General features: G+C 39.3%; 12 protein-coding genes. 10 read left to right on the top strand and 2 right to left on the bottom strand.

Annotated features, from left to right (window positions below):
• The first annotated feature begins 298 nt into the window (after positions 1 to 298).
• The 5 genes from AACU33_RS26115 (at position 299) to AACU33_RS26095 (ending at position 5,868) form a co-directional block, all read left to right on the top strand.
• Complete coding sequence (locus tag AACU33_RS26115) at positions 299 to 1,726, top strand: hypothetical protein (RefSeq protein WP_096592115.1); 1,428 nt, start codon at positions 299 to 301, stop codon at positions 1,724 to 1,726.
• 1,410 nt (positions 1,727 to 3,136) lie between these two features.
• Positions 3,137 to 3,661: a hypothetical protein gene (locus AACU33_RS26110; protein ID WP_096592112.1), complete on the top strand. Its 525-nt coding sequence runs from the start codon at positions 3,137 to 3,139 to the stop codon at positions 3,659 to 3,661.
• A 332-nt stretch (positions 3,662 to 3,993) separates the two neighbouring features.
• Positions 3,994 to 4,488 (top strand): hypothetical protein, encoded by a 495-nt coding sequence (locus AACU33_RS26105; RefSeq protein WP_096592110.1) that lies wholly within the window; start codon positions 3,994 to 3,996, stop codon positions 4,486 to 4,488.
• 179 nt (positions 4,489 to 4,667) lie between these two features.
• Positions 4,668 to 5,039, top strand: a complete 372-nt coding sequence (locus AACU33_RS26100; RefSeq protein ID WP_339376297.1) for a hypothetical protein — start codon at positions 4,668 to 4,670, stop codon at positions 5,037 to 5,039.
• Positions 5,040 to 5,343: 304 nt separating this feature from the next.
• Positions 5,344 to 5,868 carry a hypothetical protein gene (locus tag AACU33_RS26095; protein ID WP_339376296.1) on the top strand — a complete coding sequence of 175 codons (525 nt, stop codon included), beginning with the start codon at positions 5,344 to 5,346 and terminating at the stop codon, positions 5,866 to 5,868.
• 124 nt (positions 5,869 to 5,992) lie between these two features.
• Here the strand turns inward: AACU33_RS26095 and AACU33_RS26090 are convergent, their stop codons facing one another.
• A complete protein-coding gene (locus tag AACU33_RS26090; RefSeq protein WP_096592105.1) occupies positions 5,993 to 6,916 on the bottom strand; it encodes a nucleoside hydrolase in 924 nt (307 codons plus the stop codon).
• Between the two features lie 19 nt (positions 6,917 to 6,935).
• Here AACU33_RS26090 and AACU33_RS26085 point away from each other — a divergent pair, with 19 nt between their 5' ends.
• Positions 6,936 to 7,367, top strand: coding sequence for a nucleoside deaminase (locus tag AACU33_RS26085; protein ID WP_096592102.1), 432 nt, complete (start codon positions 6,936 to 6,938; stop codon positions 7,365 to 7,367).
• Between the two features lie 74 nt (positions 7,368 to 7,441).
• Here AACU33_RS26085 and rbsK read toward each other — a convergent pair whose 3' ends face one another.
• The gene (rbsK, locus tag AACU33_RS26080) at positions 7,442 to 8,365 is read right to left on the bottom strand and encodes a ribokinase (protein WP_096592101.1); all 924 of its coding nucleotides are present in this window, start codon (positions 8,363 to 8,365) and stop codon (positions 7,442 to 7,444) included.
• A gap of 507 nt (positions 8,366 to 8,872) precedes the next feature.
• Between rbsK and AACU33_RS26075 the strand changes: the two genes are divergently transcribed.
• The 4 genes from AACU33_RS26075 to AACU33_RS26060 all read left to right on the top strand — a co-directional run bounded on the left by AACU33_RS26075 (position 8,873) and on the right by AACU33_RS26060 (position 13,113).
• Positions 8,873 to 9,478, top strand: a complete 606-nt coding sequence (locus AACU33_RS26075; RefSeq protein WP_096592099.1) for an SH3 domain-containing protein — start codon at positions 8,873 to 8,875, stop codon at positions 9,476 to 9,478.
• A 286-nt stretch (positions 9,479 to 9,764) separates the two neighbouring features.
• On the top strand, positions 9,765 to 10,613 hold the full coding sequence (locus AACU33_RS26070) for a prohibitin family protein (protein ID WP_339376295.1): 849 nt from the start codon (positions 9,765 to 9,767) through the stop codon (positions 10,611 to 10,613).
• A gap of 83 nt (positions 10,614 to 10,696) precedes the next feature.
• Positions 10,697 to 11,113 (top strand): DUF1824 family protein, encoded by a 417-nt coding sequence (locus AACU33_RS26065; protein ID WP_096592095.1) that lies wholly within the window; start codon positions 10,697 to 10,699, stop codon positions 11,111 to 11,113.
• Between the two features lie 71 nt (positions 11,114 to 11,184).
• A complete protein-coding gene (locus AACU33_RS26060; protein WP_096592093.1) occupies positions 11,185 to 13,113 on the top strand; it encodes an ABC-F family ATP-binding cassette domain-containing protein in 1,929 nt (642 codons plus the stop codon).
• Positions 13,114 to 13,162: the final 49 nt, after the last annotated feature.

Genomic DNA, 13,162 nt, shown 5'->3' with positions numbered 1-13,162 from the left:
CTGGATTTATGGACAGTTACGCTTACGTGTGTCTGATCTAATTGTTGGTAATTGATGTAACGCTTTATGACTGTAAATGCTGAAATTAAGTTTAACCAACCGAATTTAAGGAGGAAATGGCACATGATGTCAAGCCTTGTAATGTAATGTTTGGAATCATGACTTTCCTCAATTTAGAAGCCTGAAGATAAGAAGTCTTTAAGTTAGTTACTAAGTTCGTCATTTTCGGTTGTCGAGACTAGATTACACAGACAAGATTAAACTATGTTAGATTTCAACTTTTATCTAGGAGCTTTTTATGGGACACTCTCCCTCTATAGACGAGCTACGCGATCAAGATCGCAAATTTCGACAATATCTAGACGAGTTGCTAGATGACATCAATAAAAAGGCAGCGGATGTTCGGAATCAAGTCAACGAAACTATTTCTAAACATTACTCTAGTGGTGGCTGGGATGATGCAAAACCTTTCCTTGATGGTGAAAATGTAGATGTTCAACATGTTAAGGATTGGTCACTTGATAATGTTACTAAAATTATCGGAGCAGTTAAAGATGCTATTTTTGGTACTGCTCCTCCCCCTCCTGGAGCTAAAGTTGCAGACAAAAAGTCTGAAGATATTGCACCTGCATTCACTGCAATTGCTAAACTTGACGAATATATTGCGGCAAAAGCTTTTGATGTGATTTCTGGCATCCTTCAGTCTTTTATGGCAAGCACAGAAGTGACAGCCAAAAGGGAGATAAAAAGTGAACCACTTGCTCCAGGTTTAACTCTTTTTGTGGGCATCCTTGAATGTGGCTATCAGTCTCAATCTTTTTTCCAAAATGAAATCATTACACAGGATTTCTACATCTACGCTGTTAGGTATTCAGCAAAAGAAGCCTCTACTTATAGTAAGTTTGAAGATTTGGAGGCTTATGAAGATCTAAAAGTGGCGTGGCGAAAAAAAATGGACACTTTAGCTCAGAAGATAGATGACACGGAAGATTTAGATCAGCTCAAAAAATTGCAAAATAACTTTGATTATTATACATCGCAACTTGACGCTCTTCAGAAGAAAATTGAATCACTTCAACAGGCTAAGATAACCGCACTTACAAATCGTGTTGAAAGCCGTTTAGTAAATGCTGGTGTGTTAAGGCAACAGATTGAGGCGTTGACCAGAACAACACAAACTTTAGAAAAACGATTTGTAGGCGTTGAGATACAGCTAAAAGCCTTTATGCAATCGAAAGTAGGCGCAACAAAACAAGGAAACTGGTTGTATCTGGGACATGGTACGCCAAAAGAGTTTTCCTCCATTGATTCTCCCAGAGGGACAATATTAACTTTCTGGGCTAAGCAAAATACTTTGTTGGATGTAAACACAGGAATAACGATAGCGACAATGATTAAGCGGGATTGTTTAAATTTAGAAAGTATCTTGAAAATGCTTCAAGAGGCTGGTGTTCAAGCTATTAGCGAGCAGCAGTGTACTATTGGTAAGGCTAACCCCCAGGACTATTACTTGCAGGGAGACGATCAAATACCCTGTCTCATCATGGATCTAAGTACGGGGAAATGGACAAGGCTAGACTCAACGTTCTCAATCACTTTGTCTCAACTCTTACAGAGCATTAGTGGAAATATACACCTTGTATGTTGTCGTGGTGGAAATGGAGACATAACAGCAATAACTGATAAAGCACTATTAGTGAAGGATCTAAATGGTCTTCTTTCGTAATAATGAAGTGATTCTTTTTTTCTCATATCAATGCCATGCTTGTTGTTTAAAATGCCAATCAGTGCTTCAGCCAGCACTTGCAATCAAACTATTCATGAGCGATAGCCTGACTTCTGTTTACTAGCTGTCTGTCTTAAGTGCGATCGCTCCTTGATTCGCTATCTTTCGCAATTATGGGATCGCCTAAACGAATCATTCAGTCTGAGCGATGGCAATCAGAAGCTTCTGCTGCTGGTGATCCGACAAAGCAAAAGTGCGATCGCTATTGCTAGTAGAGCGATAATGGATGAATGATGTTTTGCTTATCAGAGTGTGGTAGCGATGACTGAGTTACTGGAACGTACGATCGCATCTGTTGAAAACCTTGCTAGATAGTGAGCAAGATGTGATCGCATTTCTTCTCATTACTGACTGTCTCTGTGAAAGTGCGATCTCTACTGCATATATTTTGAAGTAGGCCGATACCTTTGAGTCATCCATAGAACCAGGAGCGATCGCAACATCAAAGAAAGCCAAAATCTCATCAACAACTGAAGATGTCACAAAACCAGCCCCTAATTAACTACCTTAGTGCCATATACCTAGCTTTGCAAACATTAAATCGTAATTTTAAAACTATTATCCAAAATATCTCATTACCTTTGGACAAATGTTAAGTTTTTAACTATGAGCAATTATATCTATTTATCCTTGGTAAAATATAAATGAGGATCGTGATAAATTGAAAAGGGTAAATTACTGAATTTCCCTAAAAGCTTGTTAAATATTTAGGGATGAAAAGTTTTGTTACTGAAGTAATTAATTTAGTTAAGAAAAGCAAGAGCTTAACTCTTAATACCTAAAAATCATGAAACACAGTTTTTAGGAAAGTTGTTGCCTTAGATTATGGGTTCGCTCTTTGCTTTCTGTGGAACAAGATTTGCAATTACAGATAAAACTTAAGAGTTTAGCAATGTGACTAGATTGGGTAACTTTGAGGTTTTTTGTTACTCAAAGTCAAGTTTCTTGTTGTTAAGCTTCTCGAAGAAACTTACCAGTATTCTCACAATCAATAGTTATTGCAGAAACTACTTTGGGGAATGCTAGAGCAGCGACTCAATCACACGCTATTGTTGAGACTCAGAAAGCACCTTAGCTGAGTTGATTACTCAAGCGATAGCTTTGCTTGAACAAGCTTACACTTTTTCTTATTCAACTGCTATTAGCGATAAAAAAGCAGTTGCTCAATTGCTAGCTGAAAGTATAAATAGTTATTGATGATGCGTTGGCTATATTTTTGGAAAAAGTGGACAATCAGCTATTGCCCAAACGCTAGCCAGTAGCAAAACATTTGTAGCAAACCTAAATGAATAAAATCTAAAACTCAATCGAGTTTTAAACCAATGAGAGTTAAACTCTCTAGAGGTAAATATGAAAAACACACTATTCCACAAAGTTACCGCTTTAGCGATAGGTTCGCTTTTAACTTTCTCAAGTACAGCATTTGCAAGTGCATATAAAATTGCTGAAATAACCCATACAGCTAGATTGGGTAACTCCGCGATTCTAATTGCTCAACGTCCAGGTCGTATAACAGACGTACCAGCATTCTCCAAATCTGTAGCCCTTGCAGAAACAGCATTAGGTAACGCTGCGGCGGCTGCTCAATCAACTGCGCTCGCTGGACGGGGTAAAAGCGCTGTAGCTGCGTCGATTGCTAAAGCTACATCTGCGCTTGGTAATGCTACTGCTCTTTCTGGTTCAACCGCTATCAGCGACAAAAAAGCAGTTGCTAGATCGCTAGCTCAAGCAGAAACATTTATTGGTGATGCATTGGCTATAGCCCAATCGGAAGCTGTTAGCGGGCCTGGCAAAGCAGCTATTGCTACATCACTAGCTAGTGCCAAAACTGCTATGGGTAACGCAACTGCTATTGCTACAAGCTATGCTCAATAAGGTTCGGCATTTTCTTATAGGAAAAGGGTAATACCAATTCGTAATTACGCAAATCCTACAGAATCTAGATTTTTAGGTTTGAATCTATTGGCAACTTGTAGAGAATTGGTATAAGAGCTAAATTCAAATCTCTCCCTTTTTCTCTTTAACTGAACTGTATTGAGTGAGCTATTTGAAGATGTGGAGATAGTTGGATTGAATAACAAATTGAGTTAACACAATTCAACCAAGAAAACCTTATCTTCAGTGAGCGTTAGAGAGGGTGTGCGGAAACCCTAAGTTTAAAGAGAATGGGCGCACCCTCTCAGTTTTTGAATCAGGAGATGAGCAAGATGAAAAACAATCGCTTTAGTCAAGTAACTGCTTTAGTGATGGGCTTGCTGGTAATTTTCTCCGGTCAGGCATTCTCATTCTCATCTAATCATAAAGTGTTAAGTAATGGGAATGCTTCAGGTAACTCTAACTTTGCGATCGCCCAGCAGAATGGATCGGTAGCGGCTAGCGTTGCTATTGCGGCGAAAGTATTGAATCGGTCAATCAGTATAGTTGAAACAGTCGCCAAGACTTTACCGCTAAACGTCCGACCAGAGTATAGAGATATTGTCTTACCAAGGCTGCGACAGGCTGAACAATCAATGGCTACAGCGCAAACTTACGCATATAAGGGAAATAACGCGCAAGTAGTTACAGCAACATCTCAAGCAGTGTCTTTCATGAATGAGGCTACAGCTCATGCTACAGCGGATGCTGGTTCTGTGCGAGCAATAACTACAGCTATTGCTAGAGCTAATGAAGCCATAGCAACTGCTCAAGCTCAAACTAGGTAGTGAAGCCAAATTAATTACACAAAATTAGAGCCAAAATTCTTATTCAGTAACAATCTAATGTTGTTGCTCGCTCATTCAGATTTTGGATAAGGTTTTCACTAGTTTAGCTAGTAAAAGAGCGAAGGAGGTAAAAGAAAATGCTAAACAAATTAGGAGGAAATAATATAACCAAGAATTTTGTGAAAACTATCCTTGGGATCGCAGTAGCTATAGGATTCTTGGGAGTAGGAACAAAAGCTTATGCCTATCAAGTTGTTGACAACGTAAAGGTTATAAGTGTTGGTTGTTATGCTGATACATGCACTTTAACTATCGATCGAGATCATCCGTATACACGATACGATCCCGTTAGACAAGTAGGAACTGAATACTGTGTCAAAAGAACATTTGCATGGAATAAGAATAAGTATCCTGATTTCTTGAGGCTAGCCGAAAAAGCTCACGATCGAGGCAGGCTAGTTAGGCTGAGATATTCTGAGTATCGTTGTTATGATGCTTCCAGCGAAGGTGGCGACAACTATATGTCCCTTGGACGTATCGAATTACATTGATCGTATTTCAGATTGCTGTAACGAATTCCTAGACAACAGTTGAAGAATCTATTTAGAACAGCCTTTAGAACATCGATTCAGTAATCGAGGTGATGAGGGATAAATAAAAGTTTTGACCCTAATTTTTCGATCGCCAAGTAGCTGAAATTGAGATAAATCAGATTATTGGATTGGTGTTCTAGCAAAAATAATTTTATTTATCTTACCTAGATTATATATAAAAATATTGATTTTCTAATGTTTAATTTATCCAAAAACTTAACTTAAAAATCAAAAATACTTCCATTTGGAGGAATCAAAGATTATGAAATACAAACAAATAATATCCATATTCGGAATTACATTGGGATTTTTTGGAATCTTAAACTTGAGCAGTTTGAGTTCAGCATACTCATCGCTTAACGTTTCTACTCAATATGTACAAAAACCACAAGCAGTTAAAGCTATTGATAAGAGTGAGATGAATAGTTTCACAGCTATTAATAGCCGAAATTCTCGCAGTTCATCTGATTACCAAGAAAATGCCATTAGCCTTAGTGCGGTCAATTTGAGTCGCCCACACATCCTCAGCATTAATACTTCAGGTTCGCAATTACAAGGTAAGATTGTTTTCAATGGTAAGGTGATTAAACAGATCCGTAGCAAGAGAACCTATATTAATCTGTCGCCTTATCTGTGTGTGGGAGAACATACAGTAAAAATTGCTGCCTACTATTATCCTGCCTCATCTTCAGTCAATGTAGAATTGAAAGGCCCTGGTATCGATGTTACTCAAGCAACTAGTGGAAGTGGAGTATTGAATTACACCCTTAATGTCAGCGTTTACTAGTTGGATGAGCGATCGCTTTTTTCCCTAAACACCTGCAATCCCGATCGTACAAGGTCTGGAAAAGAGAGAAATTTTTTGTTTAGCTGTGGAATGGGGATTAAAAATCTAAATTCAAAATCTCAAATTACCTCGCCCATTGCTGCAAAATATAATTATAAAAAGCTTCTTTATCTACCTTGTCCATAGCATAAATTTTCCGACCACCAGGTACAACTTTAGTACGTCCCTGACTGATACCAGTGGTAATAATTTCTGTCTCCCACTCCCGTAATTGATAAAATTCTGGATGTCCTAGATAAGCCGTTGCTAGCACATCCCAAAAATAATAATCTTGCGGAATTACTAGGGCATAACATTGTCCGGCTAAATCAGAGATGGGATAGTTGCGTTGTCTTCCCATTTTTTGTACTAAATCTGATGTCACTGGTACATTATTAGTTAAATCCAAAGGACACATAATAATTTCAATTTGGCTTTGCCACACCCTTGCTGCTGAAACTGCGTCCCAATAAACATTCCATTCCGCAGAACCATCTTGCCCTGGTTCCCAATTTTTCTCCACATTACCAGGGACATTTAACGCACCCCCCATCCAAACAATCTTTTTAATTTTCGCTTCAATGTCTGGTGCTTTATCTAAGGCGACTGCAACTGTCGTCAAAGGCCCTGTCACCATTAAAGTTACGGGTTCAGCAGCTTCACGTAAAACCTTAACCATAAAATCTTGACCTGATTCGCTAACCAATGGCGTCTGAATAGTTTCGCTTTGATTGATAATTGGCAGATGGTCAACTACAAAAGAATCACGGCGATAGAGATAGGGAAACGGATTAATACCCCGCACCGTACTTTCTGCGACGGAGATATGAGAAAATCCCATCAAGTCTAAAATTTTACGTGTAGCACTAACAGCAGGTTGTACATAGCAATCAGCTGGAGTAACAACAACACCAAGCAATTCTACATGCTCCATCGTTAACAACAGCATGGTTGCTAGATAATCGTCTACACCGCCATCGTGATCCATTAATACGAGTTGTTTGGACATACTAAGGAGAAATTAAATAATGGATGAATTTATGCAAGCTGCAATTCAAGAAGCAAAACAAGGTAGACAAGAAGGTGGAATTCCTATTGGTTCAGTTCTTGTCAAGGATGGCAAAATTCTCGGCAGAGGACACAACAAGCGCGTACAAGATGGCGATCCTGTCACCCACGCTGAAATTGATTGTCTGCGCAATGCTGGGAGAGTAGGTAATTACAGAGGTACAACACTCTATTCAACCTTAATGCCGTGCTATTTATGTGCTGGCGCAGTTGTGCAATTTGGCATTAAAAAAGTCATCGCCGGAGAATCTAGAACTTTTCCTGGTGCTAAAGAATTTATGATATCTCACGGCGTAGAAGTAATCGATCTCGGTCTTGATGAATGCGAACAAATGATGAGTGAGTTTATTGAAACTAATCCCGAACTGTGGAATGAGGATATTGGGAAGTAGTCATTTGGGGTTTGTCATTTGTCATTTGGTAATGGAATTTCTTCCTTATCTCTCTCATCTCCCTCATACCCAAACTAAACACCTCTCTCCTTAAGGAACGCATCAAACGTTAGCCTATCAGGTAAAGAGGTTTGCGCCCCTGGTTTTGTTGCAGCTAAAGCACCCGCAGCTGCACCCCAAACAACCGCTTGGTGCAAAGGAAGTCCTGTGTATAGTGCTGCTGCTAAACCGCCATTAAAAGCATCACCAGCAGCAACGGTGTCAACTACCTGAATGGGAAACGTTGGTACAAAGAAACTTTCCTCAGCAGTGGCGCAGAAAACGCCCTTAGCACCAAGTTTGACGATCGCACATTTCACACCCTGTTGCAATAAAATCGCCGCTGCTGCTTTTGCTGACTCTTCGTTACTTACTGGAAAACCCACCAATTGCCCCGCTTCCACTTCATTTGGTGTAATGATATCTACTAAGGGATAAAGCTCATCAGGCATATGAGATTGTGCAGGTGCAGGATCGAGAATCACTTTTACCCCTGCTTCATGTGCTGCTTTCGCCGCCGCTACAACAGCAGCAATTGGAATTTCAAATTGTAAAAGTAAGGCGGTGCTATTTGGTAATAAATCAGACAATCGCTCTATATCTTCTTCATTTACACGCCCATTCGCGCCAGGAATAATAATAATTTGATTTTCACCTCTATCATCAACTGCAATCAGCGCTACTCCCGAACTGACACGATCATCAATAGAAACATTGCTACTATCTACACCAGAATTTTCCAAATTGTAGAGTAATTCTGAGGCAAAACTATCTGTACCTACGCGCCCAACCATATAAGTAGGAACTTGTAACCGTGCCAATGCAACAGCTTGATTTGCGCCTTTTCCCCCAGGAACTTGCACAAAGTTATATCCTAATAGAGTTTCTCCTGGAATTGGCAATCGGGGGACTGTGGCTACTAAATCTATATTGATGCTGCCAAAAACAATAATACTCATGATAGTGAGTTTAAAAACTATTTAGCCTCATCCTACAGGAGTCGATGCCTAGCTTGCTTCCCCACAGAAGTAAGACGATCGCACTTATTCCCATACTCAAGCAGTATTTTCTATTTTTAAGGATTTTATCAGGAAATAATGTTGATGATTCATGCCTAAAATTTTACTTTGTCATCACTCTATTACAAAACTAAAGTAAAAATTCGTATTTCTCGTTGCCTATGTCATAAGGATGAATATTTATTCACTCTTAAAAAAGATGCTTTTCAATAAAATTTCATGTAAATTTTAGCCAATAGTTTAACAAACAGCTAATGAATGACAATGTAAAAGGCTTAGATGCAGCAATTTAAAAATAAATATTCTACATACTGTAAAATGGGTGTTTCTTCTCACAATCTCATTTAATTTAAATTAGAAAATTAATAATAAATAATAATTATAAATATATTGATTGGTTTGATAAGTAGTCAAGCATTGATTCATCCAAAATTTAGAGGAGCTAGTATGAAAAGGAAATTTCTAGGTCAAGGATACTCAACTTTCACGACTTCATTAGTCTTAGCTGCGACTGTTTTTATCACCCCTTCTTTTGCTGTGAATGCAGTTAACCAGGATATTAAATCTCTTAACTCAGCAAGAGCATTATCAAATCAGCAGGGTGAATATTTAATAGCACAGTATTCCAGCAGATGTCGTCGAGTAATGGCAAGAAATGGTCTTTTCGTTTTGCAAAAGCCAACAGTTGATAGTCCTGTAGTTGGCCTTTTAGATTATGGAACAAATGTGACAATTCGCGATCGCGGTAAAAATGGCTGGGTGCCCATTTCATCTCCTGTCAAGGGCTACATCTTACATACTAATTTTCTTAGCTCATGCCAAGCCTCAAAAGCCGCAACGCCTCCTGAGCTAAACTTTTGTCGCAAAGTTGCTGCTGATGGTGGGTTGGTGGTGCGAGTAGCTCCTTCTAACAATTCAGCTAGGGTGGGAGTGGTTCCCAATGGTCAAAATGTTGTCATTGCACGGGGGAAAAATGGTTGGGTGCCAATTTCGGTTCCTTTGATGGGTTATGCACAGTCAAGATATCTTGCTTATTGCCCAAGAACTCAGTAATTCGGGTTTCTCGCTTTCGAGAGCTTGTCATTAGCCAGATCTTTTCAATATCTCACTGCGTTCTTATCCACCAGAGCATTGATTCCCGGAACTTCAGTTATGGTAGGGATGTCGGTAAGCACAATACTTCAACTGTGACAAAGTCAGTATGAAAAATGACTCTTGACTCAGCAACCAGATCGAACAGAGCATCTTAAATTTTTGCCAACATTTGCTTGTGTAGGCAAGCTGACCGCGTGCCACCATAGTACAGGAGTTGCTTGCACAGACAAAAGGAGATGAAAACTTGAAAAATCAGCAATTTGCGAGTTGGCAAACCACAGTTTTAGGAATACTGTTGGCAATACTGGTGAGTATTGGCCTCAATTCGTTTATCATTATTAACCCAGGACAAGCAGGAGTAATCAGTATCTTGGGTAAAGCGAGAGATGGTGCCTTATTGGAGGGTATCCACCTAAAACCACCCTTCGTTTCGGTTATAGATGTATATGATTTAACTGTGCAAAAATTTGAAGTACCGGCAGAAAGTTCTACTAAGGATCTGCAAAATCTATCTGCCAGATTTGCCATTAACTTTCGTCTCGATCCGACTCAGGTAGTAGAAGTGAGAAGAAAACAAGGTACGTTAGAAAATATTGTTTCCAAAATTATTGCACCCCAAACACAAGAAGCATTTAAAATTGCAGCTGCCAGAAGAACCGTAGAAGAAGCAATTACCAAACGCAGTGAATTGAAGGAAGACTTTGATAATGCTTTAGGCGATCGCTTAGACAAATATGGGATAATAGTGCTGGATACTAGCGTAGTTGACTTAACTTTCTCCCCAGAATTTGCCAGAGCAGTGGAAGAAAAACAAATCGCCGAACAGCGGGCGCAACGAGCAGTGTATGTAGCGCGAGAAGCGGAACAGGAAGCACAGGCAGAAATTAATCGTGCTAAAGGTAAAGCGGAGGCTCAAAGGCTCTTGGCAGAAACTCTCAAAGCTCAAGGTGGGCAATTAGTGCTGCAAAAAGAAGCGATCGAAGCTTGGAAAGCTGGTGGTGCGCAAATGCCGAACGTTCTGGTGATGGGTAACGACGCAAAAAGCAGCGTACCCTTTATTTTCAATCTAGGTAATACTCAAAATCAACCCTAAATTTGAGTAAATCATCTTAGTATAGTAGGCAATCCCAACTTCAGATCCGCAATAATTACCAAGAACTCCAACCAACTAGATTCATGTCAACTCCTAATCATCCCAATCTCACGGCTGAAGACGCAAGAAAAATTCTCAACAAATTCAACTGTCTTGATATTGCACCAATTCTCAAACCATCAGAAAAAGCTTCAGTACGGCGGGCGTTAATTTTGATCGCTAGTCTTTCTGATTACAAAATCTTAGGTATTTGTGCTGATACCGCAGAAGAAGGAAAGCTGTCAATGAAAACTTATTCCCAAGCCTTGGGTTATGAAGTACCTAGCAATTTACCCGACATTGATGGCCCGGTTTATATCAAATTAAATGGCAAAAACGGCTTGTGTTATATCGATTCCTATTCAGGACATCATCGTGGTGTATTAGTCTCTTGCCAATCTCACAATCCTGGGGGAATCAACGAAATGTATGGACATTTACCCCTCGATTTATTTGTCTAAAATTTGGCACTGTTAGGTAGGGCAAGTGCCTTACCTACACACTAAATTTGCATGACCAATTACTAGCTTTTATGAGTATTATTACCCTGCAATCAGTAAAAAAAGACTTTGGCATCAAAGAAATTTTGAAAGATGCTAATTTTAGCTTAGATGCAACTGATAAAGTTGGTTTAATTGGTACTAATGGTTCTGGTAAATCAACTTTATTAAAAATGATTGCTGGAATAGAACCAGTTGATAGCGGTCAAATTTTAGTTAACTCTAGCTCTAAAATTATCTATTTGCCTCAGCAACCAGATTTAGACGAAAATCGCACAGTTTTAGAGCAGGTTTTTGCCGATAGTGGCGAACACATGGCTTTAGTAAGAGAATATGAAGAACTGTCTGATAAATTAGCTCACTATCCCGAAGATAGTCAGCTGATGTCTCAGCTTTCAACAGTCATGCAAAAAATGGATGCAACTGGCGCTTGGGAACTTGAAACCAACGCCAAAATTATCCTCACAAAGTTAGGAATTTCCGACTTTGATACTATTATCGGTACTTTATCTGGAGGCTATCGCAAGCGAATTGCTCTAGCAACAGCTTTGCTATCAGAACCAGATGTTTTACTCATGGATGAGCCAACAAACCATCTTGATGCTCTTTCTGTGGAGTGGTTGCAAAGTTATTTAAATCGCTATCGGGGTGCATTATTTTTAATTACCCACGATCGCTACTTTTTAGATCGTGTCACCAATCGGATTATTGAAATTGACCGAGGTGATATTTATAGCTATACAGGTAATTATTCATATTACCTGGAAAAGAAAGCTCTAGCTGAAGAATCTGCCGTCAGTACTCAACGCAAACACCAAGGAGTATTGCGACGAGAATTAGAATGGCTCAAACGCGGCCCTAAAGCCCGCAGTACGAAACAAAAAGCCAGAATCGATCGCATTAAAGCGATGCGAGAAACTGAGTTTAAACAGATTCAGGGTAAGGTAGATATTTCTACAGTTAGTCGGCGAATTGGCAAAAAAGTTATTGAAATCAATAATATTTCTAAATCTTACAATGACCGGATATTAATTAAAGATTTTACCTACGAATTCAGTCCAGAAGATAGGATTGGAATTATTGGTGGTAACGGTGCAGGTAAATCCACATTAATGGATATGATTACCGGGCGAGTGGAACCTGATTCCGGTAATATAGAAATTGGCTCTACAATTCATATCGGTTATTTTGACCAGCATTCTGAGGAATTACTGACAGCTTTAAATGAAAATCAGCGCGTAATTGACTACATTAAAGAAGAAGGCGAATTTGTCCCCATAGCTGATGGTACTAAAATTACTGCTTCGCAAATGCTAGAGAGATTTTTATTTCCTGGTAATCAGCAGTATGCACCAATTCATAAACTATCTGGTGGTGAAAAACGGCGGTTATTCTTGTTGCGCATACTCATGAGCGCACCTAATGTCTTAATTTTAGATGAACCGACCAACGATTTGGATGTACAGACATTAGCTGTCCTAGAAGATTATTTAGAAGATTTTGCAGGTTGTGTAATTGTAGTTTCCCACGATCGCTATTTTTTAGATCGGACTGTAGACACCATTTTTGCTTTGGAAGAAGGTGGCAATCTGCGCCAATATCCAGGTAATTACTCAGTTTATCTTGACTATAAAAAAGCTGAAGAAGCAGCACAACAAGAAGCTGCTATTAAAGAAAAGCCAAACAAATTAGAAGTAGAAAAAACGGCATCGCAATCTCAAGAGTCAGAAACTAAAAAGCGGCGCAGACTCTCAAATTGGGAGAAAAAAGAATTTGAGCAGTTGGAAGGGAAAATTGCTCAGTTAGAAGTAGAGAAAGCAGAAGCAGAAAAAGCTTTATTAAATGTTGCGCCAGGGAATTATAGCCAGGTACAAAAATTGTACGACCAGGTGGAAGCACTCAAGCAAGCTATTGATACGGCGACTGAGAGGTGGTTGGAATTAGCTGAGATGGACTCTTAAAAGCCTCAGACGCTTACAGTAAGGTGAAAATCTGGGATTGCCACACTCA

It is taken from the genome of Calothrix sp. NIES-2098, assembly GCF_963875125.1.
Classification (GTDB): Bacteria; Cyanobacteriota; Cyanobacteriia; order Cyanobacteriales; family Nostocaceae; genus Aulosira.
Note: the sequence above shows the minus strand (reverse complement) of the source record. Positions and strands in the feature narration are given on the sequence as shown.

Excerpts from the sequence above, each read along its gene's own strand:
- AACU33_RS26115 (WP_096592115.1), top strand. The coding sequence starts at position 299 with ATGGGACACTCTCCCTCTATAGACGAGCTACGCGATCAAGATCGCAAA.
- AACU33_RS26110 (WP_096592112.1), top strand. The coding sequence starts at position 3,137 with ATGAAAAACACACTATTCCACAAAGTTACCGCTTTAGCGATAGGTTCG.
- AACU33_RS26105 (WP_096592110.1), top strand. The coding sequence starts at position 3,994 with ATGAAAAACAATCGCTTTAGTCAAGTAACTGCTTTAGTGATGGGCTTG.
- AACU33_RS26095 (WP_339376296.1), top strand. The coding sequence starts at position 5,344 with ATGAAATACAAACAAATAATATCCATATTCGGAATTACATTGGGATTT.
- AACU33_RS26090 (WP_096592105.1), bottom strand. The coding sequence starts at position 6,916 with ATGTCCAAACAACTCGTATTAATGGATCACGATGGCGGTGTAGACGAT.
- AACU33_RS26085 (WP_096592102.1), top strand. The coding sequence starts at position 6,936 with ATGGATGAATTTATGCAAGCTGCAATTCAAGAAGCAAAACAAGGTAGA.
- rbsK (WP_096592101.1), bottom strand. The coding sequence starts at position 8,365 with ATGAGTATTATTGTTTTTGGCAGCATCAATATAGATTTAGTAGCCACA.
- AACU33_RS26075 (WP_096592099.1), top strand. The coding sequence starts at position 8,873 with ATGAAAAGGAAATTTCTAGGTCAAGGATACTCAACTTTCACGACTTCA.
- AACU33_RS26065 (WP_096592095.1), top strand. The coding sequence starts at position 10,697 with ATGTCAACTCCTAATCATCCCAATCTCACGGCTGAAGACGCAAGAAAA.
- AACU33_RS26060 (WP_096592093.1), top strand. The coding sequence starts at position 11,185 with ATGAGTATTATTACCCTGCAATCAGTAAAAAAAGACTTTGGCATCAAA.